Origin of the sequence: Streptomyces sp. NPDC091280, from assembly GCF_044768565.1 — a bacterium.
Lineage (GTDB): Bacteria > Actinomycetota > Actinomycetes > Streptomycetales > Streptomycetaceae > Streptomyces.
The window spans coordinates 310897-327828 of the sequence record NZ_JBIVUZ010000003.1; the positions used below are offsets into that span (position 1 = coordinate 310897).

Genomic DNA, 16932 nt, shown 5'->3' on the forward strand with positions numbered 1-16932 from the left:
AGAGGAGTGCTCTCATGGCTCATGCGGCACCCACACCCGGCTCCGGCGGATTCACCGCCCCGAGCGGGCTGCCCGACGTCTTCGACGCCCGCGTCCACCGCGTGGCGAAGGTCGCGATCCCGGTCGCGCTGGGGCTCGTCTACGGCTACTGGGCGGCGGCCAACCGTCGCGGCGGCGGCCCCATCACCGGCTGGAACATCCTGTTCGGCTTCGTGACGGCGCTGGCGTTCATCGTGCTGTGCCTGGCGGTGGCCCGGTTCGCCCCGCTGCTCAAGCGCGAACTGCACTCGCTGGTGAAGTCCGGTTTCGCGGGCGCCTCGGTCGGCTTCCTCTACAGCCAGACCGGCGAGAGCGTGCTGCGCTCCGCGGCGCTCGGGGTCGCCACCACGGCGGGCGTGTTCCTGGTGTTCTTCTACCGCTACTACACGCGGGAGGACGGGGAGGGCAACCGCATCCGCTGACCCGCACGACCGTGGGCCCCGGTACCGAGTCGGTACCGGGGCCCACGACTTGCCGCTTCGACGGCGACCGGCTGCCTCTACGGAGACCGGCCGCTTCCGCTGGCCGCTACGGCGTCCAGTTCCAGATGCCGCCGCCGCTCGACGAGCCCGACGCGCTCCAGCTCCACGAGCCCGAGGCGCTCCACGACCCGGAGGCCGAGGTGCTCCACGCGTTGGAGTTGTCGCTCCAGTTGGGGTCGTTGTTCCAGTTCGAGTCGTTGCTGTTGCCGCTGCCGTTGCCGTCCTTCCAGCCCGGACACGGGTCAGAGCAGGACGGCACCCACTGGCCGCCGGTGTCGACGAACGCGGCGCTGGCCCAGCCCTGTGCGCCGACGAGCCAGTACCAGTCGGAGTTCCCGTTGACGCTCTGTCCCCTGACCACGCATTGGACGCGGTCCTGACTGCCCGGTGAGAGCGAGTCGACGGCGGGGGAACGCGTGGTGGGCGACTGCCGCACGTTCAGATCCGTGCGGGAGACGATCGTGCCCCAGATCGGACTGCCGCCACCGCCACCACCGCCATGTCCTTCGGCGTACGTGGTCGGTGCTGCCGCCGCCGTGGTGCCCGCCGCCGCGACGGCGAGTGTGCCACCGGTGAGCAGGGCCGCGGCCAGGGTCCGCAGGGCCGGAGTGGTGCGCATGTTCGGCCTCCTTCTCCCCCCGTCTCCCCGGTTCCAGGAAACACCCGTTCGGGTCAACCCTCCACCCGAGAGCGGAACGGCCAGTTCCGCCAAGGGTTCCGGGGCCGCGGCACCCGTTCGGCTTGACATCGCACCCGAATGCAGGCAAATACCGGCACCCGGCTCGCGCACCGCACGTCCCGCCCGTGTCCTGGGAAGGTGCCCCCACGACTCCGGAGCGCCCTGTCGGCCGTACTCGTCGCCCTCTCCTGCTTCCTGACGCCCTTCGGCGCGCTGGCGGCCTGGGCGGCCTACGGGCTGACCGACTCCGGCCGGTACGTCACCGCGATGGCACCCCTGGCGGCCGACCCCGCCGTACGGGACGTCGTCGCGGACACGGTCGGCGCGGGCATCATGCGCGGGATCCATGTGGAGGGGATGCGCGGCACGGTGGGCGGCATGCGCGGCACGATGGCCCCCTTCGTGCACGACGCGGTGCGCTCCTTCACCAAGACCGAGGCCTTCCGGCTGGCCTGGGACGAGAGCAACCGGGCCACCCACGACGCCGTGCTGCACGCCCTGCGCGACGAGGGGGGCAGCGGTGCCGTCACCGTCGACCTCGCCCCGGTCGCCGCCCACGTCAAACACCGGCTCGCCCACGAACACGTCCCGCTGGCGGAGCGCATCCCCGTCCAGCACACCGAGGTCGCGGTCCTCCCGGCCGGTGAACTGGGCCCGCTCCGGAAGGAGTTCCACGTGCTTGAGGTCGCCGGCTTCTGGCTCCCCCTCACCGCCGCCGCCTTCGCGGTCACCGGCATCGCCGTCGCCGTGCGCCGCCGCCGCGCGATCACGGCGACCGCGCTCGGCACCGCCCTCGGCGGCGCGCTGCTCGGCCTCGCCCTCGCGATCGGCCGCCAGCTGACCGTCGCCGACCTCCCCGCCGAGGTCTCCCAGGCGGCGGGCGGCGCGATCTACGACGCGCTCACCTCGACCCTGCGCACGGTCGCCTGGCTGCTGCTCGCCCTCGGTCTCGCGGTCGCCGCGACGACCTGGCTCACCCGGTACGCCCGCCCGGCACGGGAGTTCGTACGACGCAGGCGGACACCCGCGACGGCAACGACGGCCGCGACGGACCGGGCGCAGCAGGCGACACCCTGATTCCCGACCGGTGATTCATGGCTCCTGATTCCTGATTCCGGGGGGGAGTGCGCGGCCCGCGTGGGATGATTCGGGCATCTGGAATCCGGGACCTGGAACCTGGGACCTGGAACCTGGGACCTGGAACCTGGGACCTGCATCCACCGGCGGAAGGTCATCACGTGGGCACCGTGACCTCCGAGTGGACCGCCGCCGACTTCGTGCCGGAACGCCACCGGGGCCGGCGCTTCACGGCCTGGTGCGCGGGCCTGCTGTTCGCCGCCGTGAGTGTGGTGGTCGGCTGCCGTACGGCCGACACCGACGCCGTGACGCCCGTACCCCAACTCCTCGCGTTCTTCCCGTGGTTGCTGGCCCCCACCGGCCTGGGACTCCTCCTCTCACTGCTCTCCCGCAGGCGGCTCTGGCTGGTGTGGGGCGTGGCGCTGCTCGGGCTGCTGGCGTGGTTCATCGAGCCGTACGGGAAGAGCGGTGAGCCGGGCGGGCCCGCGGTCGCCGAGTTCCGGGTGCTGACCTCGAACGTCGAGTTCGGGCGGGGGACCGGCTCCCTGGTGCCGGTGATCCGGCGGGAGCGGCCGGACGTGGTGTTCGTGGAGGAGTGCGAGTACACCTGCCAGGCCACCCTGCGCCGGGACTTCGGCACCGAACTCCCCTACCGGCAGGCCGTGGTGGCGGCCGGCTCGCACGGCTCGGTCGTCCTCAGCCGCTACCCCCTCAAGGGCACGAAGGGCGTCACCGGCACGATGGGCATGCCCGGCGCGGTGGCGGACGTGGACGGTCATGCCGTCCGCCTCCAACTCGCCCACCCGATGCCCCCGTTGCCCCGCCAGGTCGGCCTGTGGCGCCGCGAACTGGGCAGGCTGCGCGACTTCGCCGCGGCCGACCCGACCACCCCCACCGTGCTGGCCGGAGACTTCAACTCCTCCCAGGACCACGCGGCGTTCCGCCGCATCCTCGACACCGGCCTGCACGACGCGGCCCGCCTCGCCGGACACCCCCGCACCCCCAGCTGGCCGGAGCAGCTGCTGCCCGTCTTCGGCACCCAGATCGACCACGTCCTCCTCTCCCCGGACTTCTCCACGAACAGCGCCCGCTTCCTCGACCTCGCCGACACCGACCACCGCGCGCTGCTCGTGGACATCGCGCTCCACCAGCACCGATAGCGGGGAGGGCTGCCCATAATGGGCGCATGTCCCGCGAGTTCCCCATCGGCCTCACACCCCCCGACTGGCTGGTGAGGAACCTCCAACCCCAGCAGGCCCCCCTCAACCGCCCGGCACTCGCCCGCGCCGCCGTCGCGATGTCCCTCCCCCTCGCCCTCGGCCTCGCCACCGGACACACCGCCTACGGCGCCCTCGCCTCCATGGGCGCCCTCTCCGGAGTCATCGGCGACACCGCCGACGCCTACCGCATGCGCATCCTCAACATCGCGATCCCCCAGCTCTTCGGCGCGATCGGCGTCACCCTCGGCGCGGCGGTCCACGGCCACGGCTGGCTGGCGGTCACCGTCCTGACGCTCGTCGCGCTGGTGTCCGGGATGATCTCGACGATCGGCGCGGTGGCCTCCGTATCGGGCCTGCTCCTGCTCCTCAACTCGGTGATCGGCGCGGGTCTCCCGCTCCCCGGCGCGTGGTGGCTCGCCCCCGTCCTGATGTCCGGCGGCGGCCTCCTGGTCCTGCTCCTGGCCCTCCTCGCCTGGCCGCTCCGCTCCGGCGTCCCGGAACGCACGGCGGTCGCGAACACCTACCGCACCGTCGCCGACCTCCTCACCACCTGCGGCGACGACCCGACAGCGACCACCACCCCCGACGACCGCCCGACACCGGCCACCACCACCCCCGACAACCACCCGCCATCGGCCTACGACGCCGCCCGCCAGGCCGTCACCCAGTCCCTGAACCAGTCCTACGACCTGGTCCTCGCCCGGCGCGCCCGCCACCACGGCCGCAATCCCGAACTCACCCGCCTGCTGGCCCAGTTGAACGCGATCACGCCGGTGGTCGAGGCGGCCCCCGCCGTACACCAGTCGGGCCGACCGCTTCCTCCCCAGGTCCGCGCCGCGGTCCGCCACCTCGCGCACGCCGTGGAGACGGGCTACACCGGCCCGATCGGGCTCGACCTGCCCACCCCCACCAGCGAGACGACCCGCGCGGTCGACCACGCCCTGCGGCACGCGGCCGAGGTCGTCACCGCACCCGACGTGGACCCCCGGGGCATCGACGACCGCCTGGGCCGTCCGGCGGCCCTCCGCGTCCGGGCGGCGAGGGCGGCCCGCAACGTGCTGCTCTCCGCCGGCTCCTGGCGCTACGGCCTGCGCCTGGCCCTCTGCATCGGCCTGGCGCAGGTACTGGTCTCCACGGTCCCGGTCCCGCGTTCGTACTGGATCGCCCTGACGATCACCTTCGTCCTCAAGCCCGACTTCGGCTCGGTCTTCTCCCGGGCGCTGCTGCGCGCGCTCGGCACGGTGGCGGGGCTGGTGATCGCGGCGGCGGTGCTGTCGGCCGTCCCGAGGGGCTGGTGGGACGTACTGGTCCTGCTCCTGCTGGCCCCGCTGATCCCGGCGCTCACCCCGCGCGGCTACGGCTACCAGACGATGGCGATCACCCCGGTGATCCTGCTCCTCTCGGACATCCTCAACCACCAGGGCACGGCCCTGCTCGTGCCCCGCCTGGTCGACTCGCTGATCGGCTGCGGGATCGCGCTGATCGCGGGGTATCTCCTCTGGCCGGAGAGCTGGCACACGCGGGTGGGGGACCGGTTGGCGGAGGCGGTGGCGGACACGGCGGGGTATGTGGAGTCGGCGTTCGCGACGCCCGGCTCGGCCGGCGCGGAGGCCGATCCGGCGGCCCGCGCGCGCATGCGGCGGCGCCTCTACCGCGACCTGTCCGTCATCCGCACGGAGTTCCAACGCGCCCTCACCGAACCCCCGCCCACCGGCCGCCTCGCCGCCGGCTGGCTCCCCCTGGTCGTGGCCGTGGAACGGATCGTCGACGCGACGACGGCGGCGAGAGTACGGGTGAAACACGGGGCGCCGCCGCCGTCCGCGGCGGAGGTGACCCAAGTGACCCTTCAGCTGCGGGAGTTGGCGGAGGGGGTACGCGCGTCGGAGGTACTGGTGGAGGTCCGCACGGACCTGACGGGCCCGGCGGGAAGCGTGCTGGAGCCGCTACGGCAGGAGGTGGCGGCGGCACGGGCGATCGCGTCGCCGCACTGAGGTGACCGCGCGGCGCTAAGGGCGGTCGGGGTCGGGTCGGTCGGGCCGGTCAGGTCGGGCCGGTCAGGTCAGGGAGAAGTCGGGATCGGGCAGGGAGAAGAAGGCGGAGATCGTCTGGACGATCAGCTCCTCCCTGTCCTCCTGGTCATATTCCGCGAGCGGCCCGATGAACCGTGCGGCGGTGAGGGCGGGCGCCAGCAGATCGGGCTGTTCCCCGACACCGAAGGACAGATTCTCGAAGCTGACCCCGCAGACGTGGTGCCCGGCGCGGTAGTAGTCGAAATCGGGGCCGTGCGCCTTGGCGACGCAGGGCTCCGTGGTGAAGACGGCGAGTTCACCGCCGTCCCGGCACAACGGCCGGTAGTCGGGCCGGTCGTAGTCGCCGTCGTCCCAGCCGAACATGTCGTGCAGGACCAGCCCCCATTCATCCTCGGCTTCATCTTCTGCGCCCTTGGCGTAGGCGAGCGGGATGCGCCGTACGGACAGGAGTTTCCGCGTGAGCGTGTCCAGTGACATCCCCCGGAAGAAGACGACGTTGACCTCCTCATGGCTCGCGAGCGGGCCGTGTATCCAGTGGGTGCGGTACGTGCGGTACGTCACGTGCGTCATGGAAGGAACGGTAGAGGGAGCCACTGACACCGCCCGCCGTTCGGTGAACGGGCAGATGAACGGGTGAGCGAAGTGGTGGCTGAAACAGGGGGTGTTGACAGAACCCGTCCCACGCGGGTCGCCCCTGCCTAAGATCGCCGTCCGGGGCCGCTAACCTTACGTGTCCGTCCTGGCCAGGGATTGACGGCTCCAACTCACGCGAAGGGTTGCGCACATGGGCATTCTCACTCTCCTGCGGAATGCGTTCGGCAGGTCACGCAAGGAGCGTGCCGCGGAAGCAGAGAGCGCGGAACGCACTCCTTCGCAGGAACAGCGGCCCCCGCGGGAACCGGACACCAAGCTCCCGTCCCCCTCCCCGGAACCCAACCTCACCACGCCGGCCCCCACGGCAGTCGCCCAGGTCCCGGAACCCCGCCCGTCCTCCACCCTGGAAGACGACGAACACGAACTCGTGGCCCTGGCCTTCGACAACGTGACGGTCCCGAAGCCGACGACGTCGACGGAGGGCATCGAGGGGACGGACGGCACAGACGGCACGGAGGGCACGGAGGGCACGGAGGGTCCGACGACGACGGCGAAGGCCGAGGCGGAGCCTGAGGTCGAAGCCGAGGTCGAGGTCGAGGCGGAGACCAAGCGCGAGGCAGAGGCCGAGACAGAGGTCGAGGTCGAGGTCGAGGCTGTCGCCGAGCCGGAAGCAGCCGCGGAGCCCGAGACCGAGCCGGTCGCGGAAGCCGAGCCTGCCGTCGAGGCGAAGCCGGTGACCGAGGAAGAGGACACCGAGCCCGCGGCCGAGGCGACACCGGAGCCCGAGGCGGCGCCCGTCGCGGAACCCGAAGCCGAAGCGGAAGCCGAGCCCGTCGCGGACGCCACGCCGGAACCGGAAGCGGCGATCACCGAGCCGAAGGCGGAGGAACCCGAGGCTACGGCTGAGCCGACACCGGAGCCCGAGGCCGAGCACACCGCGGAAGCCGAGCCTGCGGCTGAGGTGACACCGGAACCGGAACCCGAGCCCGTAGTCGCCTCCGAGCCGGAAGCGGCCACGGAGCCCGAGCCGGTGGCGGAAGCCGAGCCGGAGCCCGTCGCGGACGTGGTCGCCGCCGAAGCCGAGCCGGTCATCGAGCCCGCCGCCGAGGTCACTCCCGAACCGGCCCCCGAGCCGATCACGGAAGCCGAGCCGGAGGCGGAAGCCACGACCGTGGCCGAACCGGTTGTCGAGCCGATCGCCGAACCGGTCGCCGAGGAGGTCACGCCGGAGGCGGAGCCCTCCACCCTCGAACCCTCCACCCCCGAACCCGCAGCCGCCGACGGCGAATCCGCCCCACAGGGGCCACCCGCACCCGACAACGCATCCGTCACGGGCGGTGCGGGTGGGGAAACCATTGAAGCCGAGGGCGTAGCCGAGGCCGTGGGTGCCGGATCCGCCGCCACCGCCCTCGCCAAGGCCACCCTCACCGGTACCCGCGCGAAGACCTACCTCGTCCTCGACCGCTCCGCGAGCATGCGCCCGTACTACAAGGACGGCTCCGCCCAGGCCCTCGCCGACCAGACCCTCGCCCTCGCGACCCACCTGGACCCCGATCCCACCCCCACCGTCCACGTCGTCTTCTTCTCCACCGAAGTGGACGGCACCACGGACCTGACCCCCACCTCCCCCGACAACGCGATCGACGAGGCCCACGCGGGCCTCGGCCGCATGGGCCGTACCAGCTACCACGCCGCCGTGGCGGCCGTACTCGCGCACTACGACGCGAACGCCACCCCCGGCACCCCCGCCCTGGTGGTGTTCCAGACGGACGGCGCCCCGGACGCGAAGACCCCGGCCACCCAGTCCCTCGCGGACGCCGCGAAGTCCCACGCCTCGGTGTTCTTCTCGTTCGTCGCGTTCGGCGACCACGACAACAAGGCCTTCGACTACCTCCGCAAGCTGAAGACCGAGAACACGGCCTTCTTCCACGCGGGCCCGACGCCCCTGGAGCTCACGGACGCGGAGCTCTACGACGGCGTGCTGATCGACTGGCGCCCGTAGCCACACAGTCGTAGGACAACGTGCCGCCCGCTTCCCACCCCGTAAAACGGGAGGCGGGCGGCACACCCGTGTCGGCTACGATTTCCAGGTTCGCAGCAACAGCAGCACACCGACCTGGGAGCAGCCCCCCGATGGCTCGACACCTCATCACCAGCGCCCTTCCGTACATCAACGGGATCAAGCACCTGGGCAACATGGTGGGGTCCATGCTCCCGGCGGACGTCTACTCCCGTTACCTGCGCCAGCGCGGCCACGACGTGCTCTACATCTGCGCGACGGACGAGCACGGCACCCCGGCCGAGCTGGCCGCGAAGGAGCAGGGCATCCCCGTAGCGGAGTTCTGCGCGCAGGCGCACGACGCGCAGAAGGCGGTCTACGACGGCTTCGCGCTGGCCTTCGACTACTTCGGCCGCAGCTCCTCCCCGCAGAACCGCGAGATCACCCAGCACTTCGCCCGCCGCCTGAACGAGAACGGCTTCATCGAAGAGCGCGCGATCCGCCAGGTGTACTCGCCGACGGACGGCCGTTTCCTCCCGGACCGCTATGTCGAGGGCACCTGCCCCCACTGCGGCTACGACAAGGCCCGCGGCGACCAGTGCGAGAACTGCACCCGCGTCCTGGACCCGACCGACCTGATCAACCCGCGCTCGGCGATCTCGGGCAGCACCGACCTCGAAGTACGCGAGACCAAGCACCTCTTCCTCCTCCAGTCGAAGCTCCAGCACGAGGTCGAGGAGTGGGTCGCGGCGCACGAGGAGGAGTGGCCGCAGCTCGCCTCGTCCATCGCCCGCAAGTGGCTCACCGAGGGCCTGCACGACCGGGCGATCACCCGTGACCTGGACTGGGGCGTCCCGGTCCCCGCCGACACCTGGCCGGAGCTGGCCGCCGAGGGCAAGGTCTTCTACGTCTGGTTCGACGCCCCGATCGAGTACATCGGCGCGACGAAGGAATGGGCGGACCAGGACCCGGAGAACCGGGACTGGAAGTCCTGGTGGTACGAGTCGGACGCGGGCGAGAACCCGGTCCGCTACACGGAGTTCATGGCGAAGGACAACGTCCCGTTCCACACGGTGATGTTCCCGGCCACCGAGCTGGGCATCCGCGAGCCGTGGAAGAAGGTCGACTACGTCAAGGCCTTCAACTGGCTGACGTACTACGGCGGGAAGTTCTCCACGAGCCAGAAGCGCGGTGTCTTCACGGACCAGGCGCTCGCCATCCTCCCCGCGGACTACTGGCGTTACTTCCTGATCGCCAACGCGCCCGAGTCGGACGACTCCTCCTTCACCTGGGAGCACTTCACCGCCACGGTGAACAAGGACCTGGCGGACACGCTCGGCAACTTCGTCAACCGCGTCCTGTCCTTCTCGAAGAAGCGCTTCGGCGAGGAGGTCCCGGCGGGCGCGGACGCGGGCGAGGCGGAGACGCGGCTCGGCGAGCAGATCGCGGAACTCCTCGCCGAGTACGAGACCCAGCTGGAGGCCCTCCAGTTCCGCAAGGCCGCGGCGGCGCTGCGCGCCCTGTGGTCGGCGGGCAACTCCTACCTGGAGGAGAAGGCGCCCTGGCTGGAGATCAAGACCGACCCGGAGGCCGCGGCGCTGACCCTGCGCACGGCGATGAACCTGATCCACCTCTACGCGGTGGTCTCGGAGCCCTTCATCCCGTCCTCGTCGGCGGCGATGCGCCAGGCGTTCACGCTGAAGGACGACACGGCGACCTGGGTGTCCGCGGCCGAGGCCCGCGCCCTGACCGCCGTCCCGGCCGGCACCCCCTTCACCGTCCCCCCCGTCCTCTTCGCGAAGCTCACGGAGGAAGACCTGGAGCTGTACAAGGAGCAGTTCGGCGGAGACCAGGGATGACCCGATGACGTCTACGGAGACCAGGAGTGACCCGATGACGTACTGCGGAGACCAGGGATGACCCGGTGACGTACTACTACGTCACCACCCCCATCTACTACGTCAACGACGCCCCGCACCTCGGCCACGCGTACACCACCGTCGCCGCCGACGTCCTCGCCCGCTGGCACCGCCGGCGCGGCGCGGACGTCTGGTTCCTCACCGGCACGGACGAGCACGGCCAGAAGATCCTGCGCACGGCGGAGGCGCACGGCGTCTCCCCGCAGGAGTGGGCGGACCGCCTGGTCGAGGAGTCGTGGCAGCCGCTCTGGGACCATCTGGGCATCTCCCACGACGACTTCATCCGCACCACGGAGCGCCGGCACACGGACCGCGTCCAGGAGTTCGTGCAGGCCCTGCACGACAAGGGCGAGATCTACAAGGGCGGTTACGAGGGCCCGTACTGCGTGTACTGCGAGGAGTACAAGCTCCCGGGCGAACTGGTCGAGGCGGCGGACGGCGGGCCCCCGCTGTGCGCCATCCACCGCCGCCCGGTGGAACTCCTCAAGGAGGAGAACTACTTCTTCCGGCTGAGCGAGTACGGCGAGCGTCTCCTCGCCCACTACGAGGCCCACCCCGACTTCATCCAGCCCGCCTCGGCCCGCAACGAGGTGGTGAACTTCGTCCGGCAGGGCCTCCAGGACCTGTCGATCTCCCGCTCGACCTTCGACTGGGGCGTCAAGGTGCCCTGGGACGAGTCGCACGTGATCTACGTGTGGGTCGACGCGCTGCTCAACTACGCGACCGCCGTGGGCTACAACGAGAACCCGGCGAAGTTCGGGGCGACCTTCCCGGCCGACGTCCACCTGGTCGGCAAGGACATCCTGCGCTTCCACGCGGTGATCTGGCCGGCGCTGCTCATGGCCAACGGCCTGCCGCTGCCGGGCCGGATCGCCGCCAACGGCTGGCTGCTGGTCGGCGGCGAGAAGATGTCCAAGTCGAACCTGACGGGCATCGGCCCCGAGACCCTGACCGCGCACTTCGGCGTGGACGCCTACCGCTGGTACTTCCTGCGCGCCATCGCTTTCGGCCAGGACGGCTCCTTCTCCTGGGAGGACTTCACCGCCCGCTACACCAGCGAACTCGCCAACGGCTACGGCAACCTGGCGTCCCGGGTGACGGCGATGACGGCGCGCTATTTCGACGGGGCGCTGCCCGCTCCGGGGGAGGAGACCGAGGCCGAGCGCTCTCTCAAGTCGGCGCTGGAGAAGGTGACTTCGGAGGCGGACCGCCGTATCGGCGATCAACTCGACTTCCAGGGCGGCATCCTGGCCGTCTTCGACCTCGTCCGGCAGGTCAACGGCTATCTGACCGAACAGGAGCCGTGGAAGGTCGCCAAGTCCGGCTCCCCCGAGGCCCTCGCCCGCCTGGCGACGATCCTCTACACGGCGGCCGACTGTCTCCGCGCCGTCGCGATCCTCCTCGAACCGGTCATGCCGGAGACCTCGCAGCGCCTCTGGGACTCCCTCGGTGCCTCGACGTCCCTGGGCCCCCTGGCCGACCGGCGGATCCGGGACGCCGCCGCCTGGGGCGCGCTCCCGCCCGGCTCTCCGGTGACGAAGGGCGCGGTACTCTTCCCGCGCCTTGAGGACCGTACGGACTCCTAGCCGGAACCGAATCCGCCGACGGACGATCCGCGGACCGGTGCGGCGCCTCCCGTCACGGTGCCACCATTGACCCCGGGTCAACTCAGCGAGGTCGTACGGGCTCGGTGACGGACCCCGACGTAGATGTGTTCGCGCCAACCCGTAAGGTGCCGCCATGGCAGTCCCCGAGGTCATCCCGATCGCCTACGACCCGAATCAGCGCAGCGGGGCCGTCGGCCGCTACGCGGACGGTCAGTTCCTGGCGTCGGTCACCTACGCGTTCCCCCAGGGTTTCCGTCCCGCCGACGGCTGGGAAGAGCAGAAACGTCTCTACACGGTGCTCCACACCTTCGACCCCGCGGGCCGTCACCGCGACTCGGAGATCTGGTGCGCCGGCACCTGGGCCGAGCAGCAACGCGCCCCGCACGGCGACGACTCGGTCCTCTCCCAGGCCCGCATCCACCTGGCGAAACTGCTCCGCGCCCTCCCCCGCCGCAGCTACACCGACATCGCCGTCCGCCCCTTCCAACGCACCGTGGACGGCGTCCTGTTCGGCCTGCTGATCGAGCACGACGAGGACGGCTCCTGGGCCGAGCTGTACCCGGACCGACACGCCTTCGGCCCACCCTGGGACGGCACGTACGACAGCTGAGTGCTCACCCCCAACTCCCTTACATCCAGGGGCTTTACACTGCACGCCTGGTGTCGGCGCACCGGGGGTGCGCCTGAGGTGGGAGGGGACTCGCATGAGCAACTCGACGGCGTCCGGCGGAAGATGGAGAGCCGCGGCGGTCGTCGCCGCGGCGCTGGTCGGCGGGACACTGCTGCCCGCCGCACCCGCACTCGCCGTGCACGGGGCGGTACCCGGCGACTTCAACGGCGACGGCTACCGGGACGCCGTCCTGCCCGCGCCCGGCGCGAACGTGGCGGGCAAGGAGGCGGCGGGCGCGGTCGTCGTCCTGTACGGGTCCTCGTCGGGCCTCTCGGCCACCCACCGCAAGACGATCACCCAGAACACCGCCGGGGTGCCGGACACGGCGGAGGCCCACGACGGGTTCGGCTCCGTCACCGCGACGGCCGACCTGAACCGGGACGGCTACGCGGACCTCGTGGTCTCCACTCCGTACGAGGACACGGCCCGCGGCAAGGACGCGGGCCTGGTCACCGTCCTGTGGGGCGGAAGGAACGGGCTCACGACGGCCACCGACCTGCCGGCGCCGTCGGACATCCGGGTGCGGTACGGCATCGACCTGGCCGCCCTGAGCATCGGCGCGGGCAGCAGGACGCAGGTCGCGGTCGCCGGATCGGAGGGCACCGTCGTCTTCAAGGGACCGTTCAGCCGCACCGGCACCTACGGTTCGACCGCGGCCGAGCAGAACACCGCCTCCCCGGCGAGCGTCACGCTCGGCGACTACGACGGCAACACCGTGCCCGACCTGGCCCTCACCACCGTGGGTCTCAGCGACCTGAGCGGTGGCGAGGTCTACGTCGACCCGGCCACCACCCTCATGCAGCCGAAGCAGGGCAACGGGCTCATCGCCGCCTCGGGCGACATCAACGGCGACGGGTACGCCGACCTCGTGGTCGGCGACCCCTGGGAGCCCGAAGTCGCGGGCGTGGACGGCGCGTTGGGCGGCCGGGTGCTGGTCTACCACGGCTCGGCGAACGGCATCGCGGCCGACGCCAAGCCGGTCCAGCTGACCCAGAACACCGCCGGTGTGCCCGACACCAGCGAGAAGGGCGACGCGTTCGGCGGCGCCCTGACCGTGGCCGACCTGAACCGGGACGGACTCGCCGACATCGTCGTGGGCGCCCCCTGCGAGGGCGTCGGAAGCAAGAAGCGGGCCGGAGCCGTGACCGTGATCCCGGGCCGCCGTACGGGCGCGCTCGGCACAGGCGCCTATTCGTTCACCCAGGACACGGCCGGCGTCCCCGGCGCCTCCGAGACCGACGACTTCTTCGGTACGACGGTCTCGGTCGGCGACGTCGACAAGAACGGCAAGCCGGAGCTGTTCGTCAGCGCGGCCCACGAGAACAACTCCACCGGCGCCGTCTGGGTCTTCCCCGGCGGTACCGCCCGCCCGACGACCACGGGCACCAAGCTGTTCACCGGGCCCGCGGTCGGCCTCACCCAACAGAGCGACACGACCCTGGGCGGGTACGGGCTGCTCTGGCTTATCTGAGGCAACGGGGCTTTGCCGTGGGCTACTTGAGCACCCCGGCCCCGGTGGTCGTCGCGAGTTCCGTCGGCAGGTTCTTCGCGGAGGTCTCCAGGCCGGCCGTGAGGGTCGGGGTCCAGTTCACGGTGGTCTTCAGCTTCTTGGAGTTGGTGGCGTTGTAGGCGGCGACCAGGTCGGTGGCCTTTCCGTTGACCAGGTTGCCGCCGCCGGCGATGGACCCGGTGCCGTCGCCGCTGAACAGCTTGCCGACCTTCTGGGTCGCCGAGGTCTTCCAGTAGTTGTCCTCGGCGACGACCTGCGCCTTGGCCCGGGAGTTGACGCTGTACTGGAGGACGTACCCGTTGAGGTTCGTGGTGTCGTAGTAGTTGTTGTAGATGTGGATCTGCCCGATCCGGGCCAGTGGCGCGCGCTGCACGATGCCCTTCCACACGTTGTGGTGGATGGAGACGCGCAGCTTGCCGACGCTGTCGGTGTCGCTGCTGCCGATCAGCATCGTCTTGTCGTGGTTGGTGAACTGGTTGCGCTCCACGGTCACCAGGTCCGAGCCCTTGGTGATGTCGAGGTCGCCGTCGTGGATCTGGTACTGGCGCCCGTAGTACGTCGGGTCGGACGTGTCGAGACCCGGCGCGTCGGTGAACGTGTTGTGGTCGGCCCAGACATGCGTGGCACCGCGCAGCGTCACGGCGTCGTACTGCGAGTTCCAGTTCCCGCTGGAGCCGTCCGTCGGGTCCCACTGCGGGAAGCAGTCCTCGGTGGCGGCGAAGGTCAGGTTGCGGACGATGACGTTGTCGACGTTCTGTATCTGGAGGCTGCCGCCGGTGATCCCGGCCTTGGTGCCGGGCACGCCCACGACGGTGGTGTTGGCCGGCACCTTGAACACGATGTTCGCCGCCTGCTTCTTCTGCGCCGCGGCCCGCGCCTTCTCCTGTGTGCCGGAGGGCAGCTTGGAGGTGCCGTAGGTGGAAGGGGCGAAGGCCTTCAGGTAGGCGGACAGCGAGTACCCGGTCCCGGCGGAGTAGTCCGCGCAGGTCAGCTTCTTCCCGGAGGCGTCGGTGTTGGCGTCGATCGTGCCCTTGATCTTGACGATCCGGGGCGTGCTGTCGCTCACGGACCCCAGCGCCTTCACGAGCTGCGCCCGCGTGCTCACGGTGAAGGTGTGCGCGGCGTCGGCCTTCGCGCCCCCGGTCGTCCCGGCACCGGACGAGGCCCAGCCGTCCTTGGCGGCGAGGGTCTGGTGGTACAGGTCGACGGCGGTCGCGGTGCCGGCCGCGTTCGCGTTCAGCACGAGGAACCCGGCACCGATGCCCGCGACGGCCGCGGCGGCGGTGACGACGACGGTCCGGCGCTTGCGGAGGGACCGGCGGTGAGAGGGAGCGGGCGAGGGAGAAGGAGAGGGCGTGGCCACGGGGGAGTCCTTTGGTGCGGCGAGCGGGTTACGACTCCTCAGTGGCCGTCAGGATCAAGAAGGTTGCCGCGGCTCGCCAACTTTCTTGATCCTGAGCACAGTTACCTAGGTCCTAGGAGGACGCGGACGCCGATGCCGATGCCGTCGTGCTCGGCTGCGTGTCCGTGCTGTCGTGCGTCTCGTCCGGGGCGACGCCCATCGTCAGATGCGCGCGGACGCCCCTGGCGATGCGCTTCTTGTCGTACGCGAGGTAGAGCAGACCGCCCTCGTGGCCGTTCTGCGGGTAGATCGTGTCCTCGGTCAGCGTCGTACGGGTCGTCGTGTTCGTGGAGTACGGCTCGACCTCCGCGGACGCCAGGACCGACTTCTCGTCGAAGAACAGCTGGCCGGTGTGGCAGGTGTGGCCGCCCTCGTAACCGGCGTCCGTCCACTCGCCGTCCACGTGCACCTTGACGTGGATGTGGACGCAACGGCCCTGGTACCACCCCGGGAACACCGTCCTGAAGGTGACGTCACCGCGCTTGTCGGTCTTCCAGGTGCCGCGCAGATAGCGCTCGTCGTCGGTCGGCTCGGAGTGTCCGCCGCCGGTGCCTCCGGAGGGGGCGCCGGACGGGGGTTCACCGGTGGGGGTGCCCGAGGGCGCGTCGGTGGGGGTGCCCGAAGGCGCGTCCGTGGGGGCGCCGCCGCCTCCGCCGCTGCCCATCGCCTCGTAGCCCGAGTAGACGCCGAGGGCGGTGCAGTGCCAGATGTCGACGGCCGCGTTCCTGACCGGCTTGCAGGTCTCGGCGTCGATCACCTTGAGGGTGAGGGTCAGGGGGATGCCCTCCTCGTCCTCGGTGATGTCCTGGCGGATCTTGTCGGCGTCGATGTAGTACGGCCCCTCGGTGGTCTCCGAGGTGAGCGTGTAACACGTCGCGGCACCGCTCGCCGTGCTCCTCGCGGACGCGCCGGCCTTCGTCTCGTCCGCGAACGCGCTCACGGCGAGGCCCCCGCCCACCCCCACGGCGGCAACGGCCGCCCCACCCGCCACGACGACCTTGCGTCGGGTCAAGTCCCGTTTGTGCGCGGGGGATTGGCTTCGCGGCTGCTGTTCCGGCGACTGATGCGCCGTTTCGTTTCCGGTCATGCCGGGACGGTAGGTAAGAGGACTGTAAGGAGTATGGGTGCCAGCTGTGACTTCCCATGAAACCTGAACCGACGGGGCCTGACCGGTTCCTCGTCCCCCTCGTCGGCCTTACGCCGCCGAGTCCGCCAGGACCGGTCCCGTCCCCAGGGCCGCGCGTGCCGTGGCTATGTGCGCCAGGCCCTCCTGGGCGAGGCGGGTCGCCTGTGCGTATTCGTCCGCCGTGTGGGCCGCGGCGAGTTGGGCGCCGGCCGCTCGGTGGCACTCCGCGGCGGCCGTCAGCGCACGCGTCGCCGTCTCCCCCGCGCCCGCCCAGATCCTCGCCTCGGGGATGGACAGGCCCGCGCCGAGCCGCAGCACCCAGCCGCTGGCCTCGACCTCCGCGTCCAGGTCGGACACGTCCGCCGCCCGGTGCGCGCGGCGCTGCGCTACGACGGCGAACGCCGCCCCGGCTGTCAACAGCAGTGCGAGTACGACGTATCCCATCGCGTCCTCCCGGCCTTCACGGTCCACGGGCCGGGTGGTTCCGGCCTCGTACGTCCATGACACGCCCCGCCTCTGTGCGGGCACATCGATATTCCTGTGCGTCCGCTGCGAGGTTTCCATGGCGGTGGGGCGAA

General features: G+C 71.0%; 14 protein-coding genes. 9 read left to right on the forward strand and 5 right to left on the reverse strand.

What is annotated here, in order from left to right; genetic code table 11:
- The first annotated feature begins 14 nt into the window (after positions 1–14).
- On the forward strand, positions 15–461 hold the full coding sequence (locus tag ACIQPR_RS11450; protein WP_403645511.1) for a hypothetical protein: 447 nt from the start codon (positions 15–17) through the stop codon (positions 459–461).
- A gap of 106 nt (positions 462–567) precedes the next feature.
- On the opposite strand, the gene ACIQPR_RS11455 is transcribed toward ACIQPR_RS11450, so the two are convergent.
- Positions 568–1140 (reverse strand): SH3 domain-containing protein, encoded by a 573-nt coding sequence (locus ACIQPR_RS11455; RefSeq protein ID WP_403645514.1) that lies wholly within the window; start codon positions 1138–1140, stop codon positions 568–570.
- A gap of 198 nt (positions 1141–1338) precedes the next feature.
- Here ACIQPR_RS11455 and ACIQPR_RS11460 point away from each other — a divergent pair, with 198 nt between their 5' ends.
- From ACIQPR_RS11460 to ACIQPR_RS11470, 3 genes are all read left to right on the forward strand, one after another.
- On the forward strand, positions 1339–2277 hold the full coding sequence (locus ACIQPR_RS11460; RefSeq protein WP_403645516.1) for a hypothetical protein: 939 nt from the start codon (positions 1339–1341) through the stop codon (positions 2275–2277).
- A gap of 161 nt (positions 2278–2438) precedes the next feature.
- Positions 2439–3437 (forward strand): endonuclease/exonuclease/phosphatase family protein, encoded by a 999-nt coding sequence (locus ACIQPR_RS11465; RefSeq protein ID WP_403645519.1) that lies wholly within the window; start codon positions 2439–2441, stop codon positions 3435–3437.
- Positions 3438–3463: 26 nt separating this feature from the next.
- Positions 3464–5488 (forward strand): FUSC family protein, encoded by a 2025-nt coding sequence (locus ACIQPR_RS11470; RefSeq protein WP_403645522.1) that lies wholly within the window; start codon positions 3464–3466, stop codon positions 5486–5488.
- Positions 5489–5551: 63 nt separating this feature from the next.
- On the opposite strand, the gene ACIQPR_RS11475 is transcribed toward ACIQPR_RS11470, so the two are convergent.
- Positions 5552–6097, reverse strand: coding sequence for a hypothetical protein (locus ACIQPR_RS11475; protein ID WP_403645524.1), 546 nt, complete (start codon positions 6095–6097; stop codon positions 5552–5554).
- A gap of 214 nt (positions 6098–6311) precedes the next feature.
- On the opposite strand from ACIQPR_RS11475, the gene ACIQPR_RS11480 reads away from it, so the two are divergent.
- From ACIQPR_RS11480 to ACIQPR_RS11500, 5 genes are all read left to right on the forward strand, one after another.
- Positions 6312–8123 (forward strand): VWA domain-containing protein, encoded by a 1812-nt coding sequence (locus tag ACIQPR_RS11480; RefSeq protein ID WP_403645526.1) that lies wholly within the window; start codon positions 6312–6314, stop codon positions 8121–8123.
- A gap of 131 nt (positions 8124–8254) precedes the next feature.
- On the forward strand, positions 8255–9979 hold the full coding sequence (metG, locus tag ACIQPR_RS11485) for a methionine--tRNA ligase (protein ID WP_403645529.1): 1725 nt from the start codon (positions 8255–8257) through the stop codon (positions 9977–9979).
- A gap of 65 nt (positions 9980–10044) precedes the next feature.
- The gene (gene metG, locus ACIQPR_RS11490) at positions 10045–11625 is read left to right on the forward strand and encodes a methionine--tRNA ligase (RefSeq protein WP_403645532.1); all 1581 of its coding nucleotides are present in this window, start codon (positions 10045–10047) and stop codon (positions 11623–11625) included.
- Between the two features lie 154 nt (positions 11626–11779).
- Positions 11780–12256, forward strand: a complete 477-nt coding sequence (locus tag ACIQPR_RS11495) for a hypothetical protein (protein WP_403645534.1) — start codon at positions 11780–11782, stop codon at positions 12254–12256.
- Between the two features lie 94 nt (positions 12257–12350).
- The gene (locus ACIQPR_RS11500; RefSeq protein ID WP_403645537.1) at positions 12351–13787 is read left to right on the forward strand and encodes a VCBS repeat-containing protein; all 1437 of its coding nucleotides are present in this window, start codon (positions 12351–12353) and stop codon (positions 13785–13787) included.
- A 22-nt stretch (positions 13788–13809) separates the two neighbouring features.
- Here the strand turns inward: ACIQPR_RS11500 and ACIQPR_RS11505 are convergent, their stop codons facing one another.
- From ACIQPR_RS11505 to ACIQPR_RS11515, 3 genes are all read right to left on the reverse strand, one after another.
- Positions 13810–15189 carry a polysaccharide lyase family 1 protein gene (locus ACIQPR_RS11505; RefSeq protein WP_403645539.1) on the reverse strand — a complete coding sequence of 460 codons (1380 nt, stop codon included), beginning with the start codon at positions 15187–15189 and terminating at the stop codon, positions 13810–13812.
- A gap of 112 nt (positions 15190–15301) precedes the next feature.
- Positions 15302–16315, reverse strand: a complete 1014-nt coding sequence (locus ACIQPR_RS11510; RefSeq protein ID WP_403645542.1) for an intradiol ring-cleavage dioxygenase — start codon at positions 16313–16315, stop codon at positions 15302–15304.
- A 108-nt stretch (positions 16316–16423) separates the two neighbouring features.
- Complete coding sequence (locus tag ACIQPR_RS11515) at positions 16424–16882, reverse strand: hypothetical protein (protein ID WP_403645545.1); 459 nt, start codon at positions 16880–16882, stop codon at positions 16424–16426.
- Positions 16883–16932: the final 50 nt, after the last annotated feature.

Excerpts from the sequence above, each read along its gene's own strand:
- ACIQPR_RS11450 (WP_403645511.1), top strand. The coding sequence starts at position 15 with ATGGCTCATGCGGCACCCACACCCGGCTCCGGCGGATTCACCGCCCCG.
- ACIQPR_RS11455 (WP_403645514.1), bottom strand. The coding sequence starts at position 1,140 with ATGCGCACCACTCCGGCCCTGCGGACCCTGGCCGCGGCCCTGCTCACC.
- ACIQPR_RS11470 (WP_403645522.1), top strand. The coding sequence starts at position 3,464 with ATGTCCCGCGAGTTCCCCATCGGCCTCACACCCCCCGACTGGCTGGTG.
- ACIQPR_RS11475 (WP_403645524.1), bottom strand. The coding sequence starts at position 6,097 with ATGACGCACGTGACGTACCGCACGTACCGCACCCACTGGATACACGGC.
- ACIQPR_RS11480 (WP_403645526.1), top strand. The coding sequence starts at position 6,312 with ATGGGCATTCTCACTCTCCTGCGGAATGCGTTCGGCAGGTCACGCAAG.
- metG (WP_403645529.1), top strand. The coding sequence starts at position 8,255 with ATGGCTCGACACCTCATCACCAGCGCCCTTCCGTACATCAACGGGATC.
- ACIQPR_RS11495 (WP_403645534.1), top strand. The coding sequence starts at position 11,780 with ATGGCAGTCCCCGAGGTCATCCCGATCGCCTACGACCCGAATCAGCGC.
- ACIQPR_RS11500 (WP_403645537.1), top strand. The coding sequence starts at position 12,351 with ATGAGCAACTCGACGGCGTCCGGCGGAAGATGGAGAGCCGCGGCGGTC.
- ACIQPR_RS11510 (WP_403645542.1), bottom strand. The coding sequence starts at position 16,315 with ATGACCGGAAACGAAACGGCGCATCAGTCGCCGGAACAGCAGCCGCGA.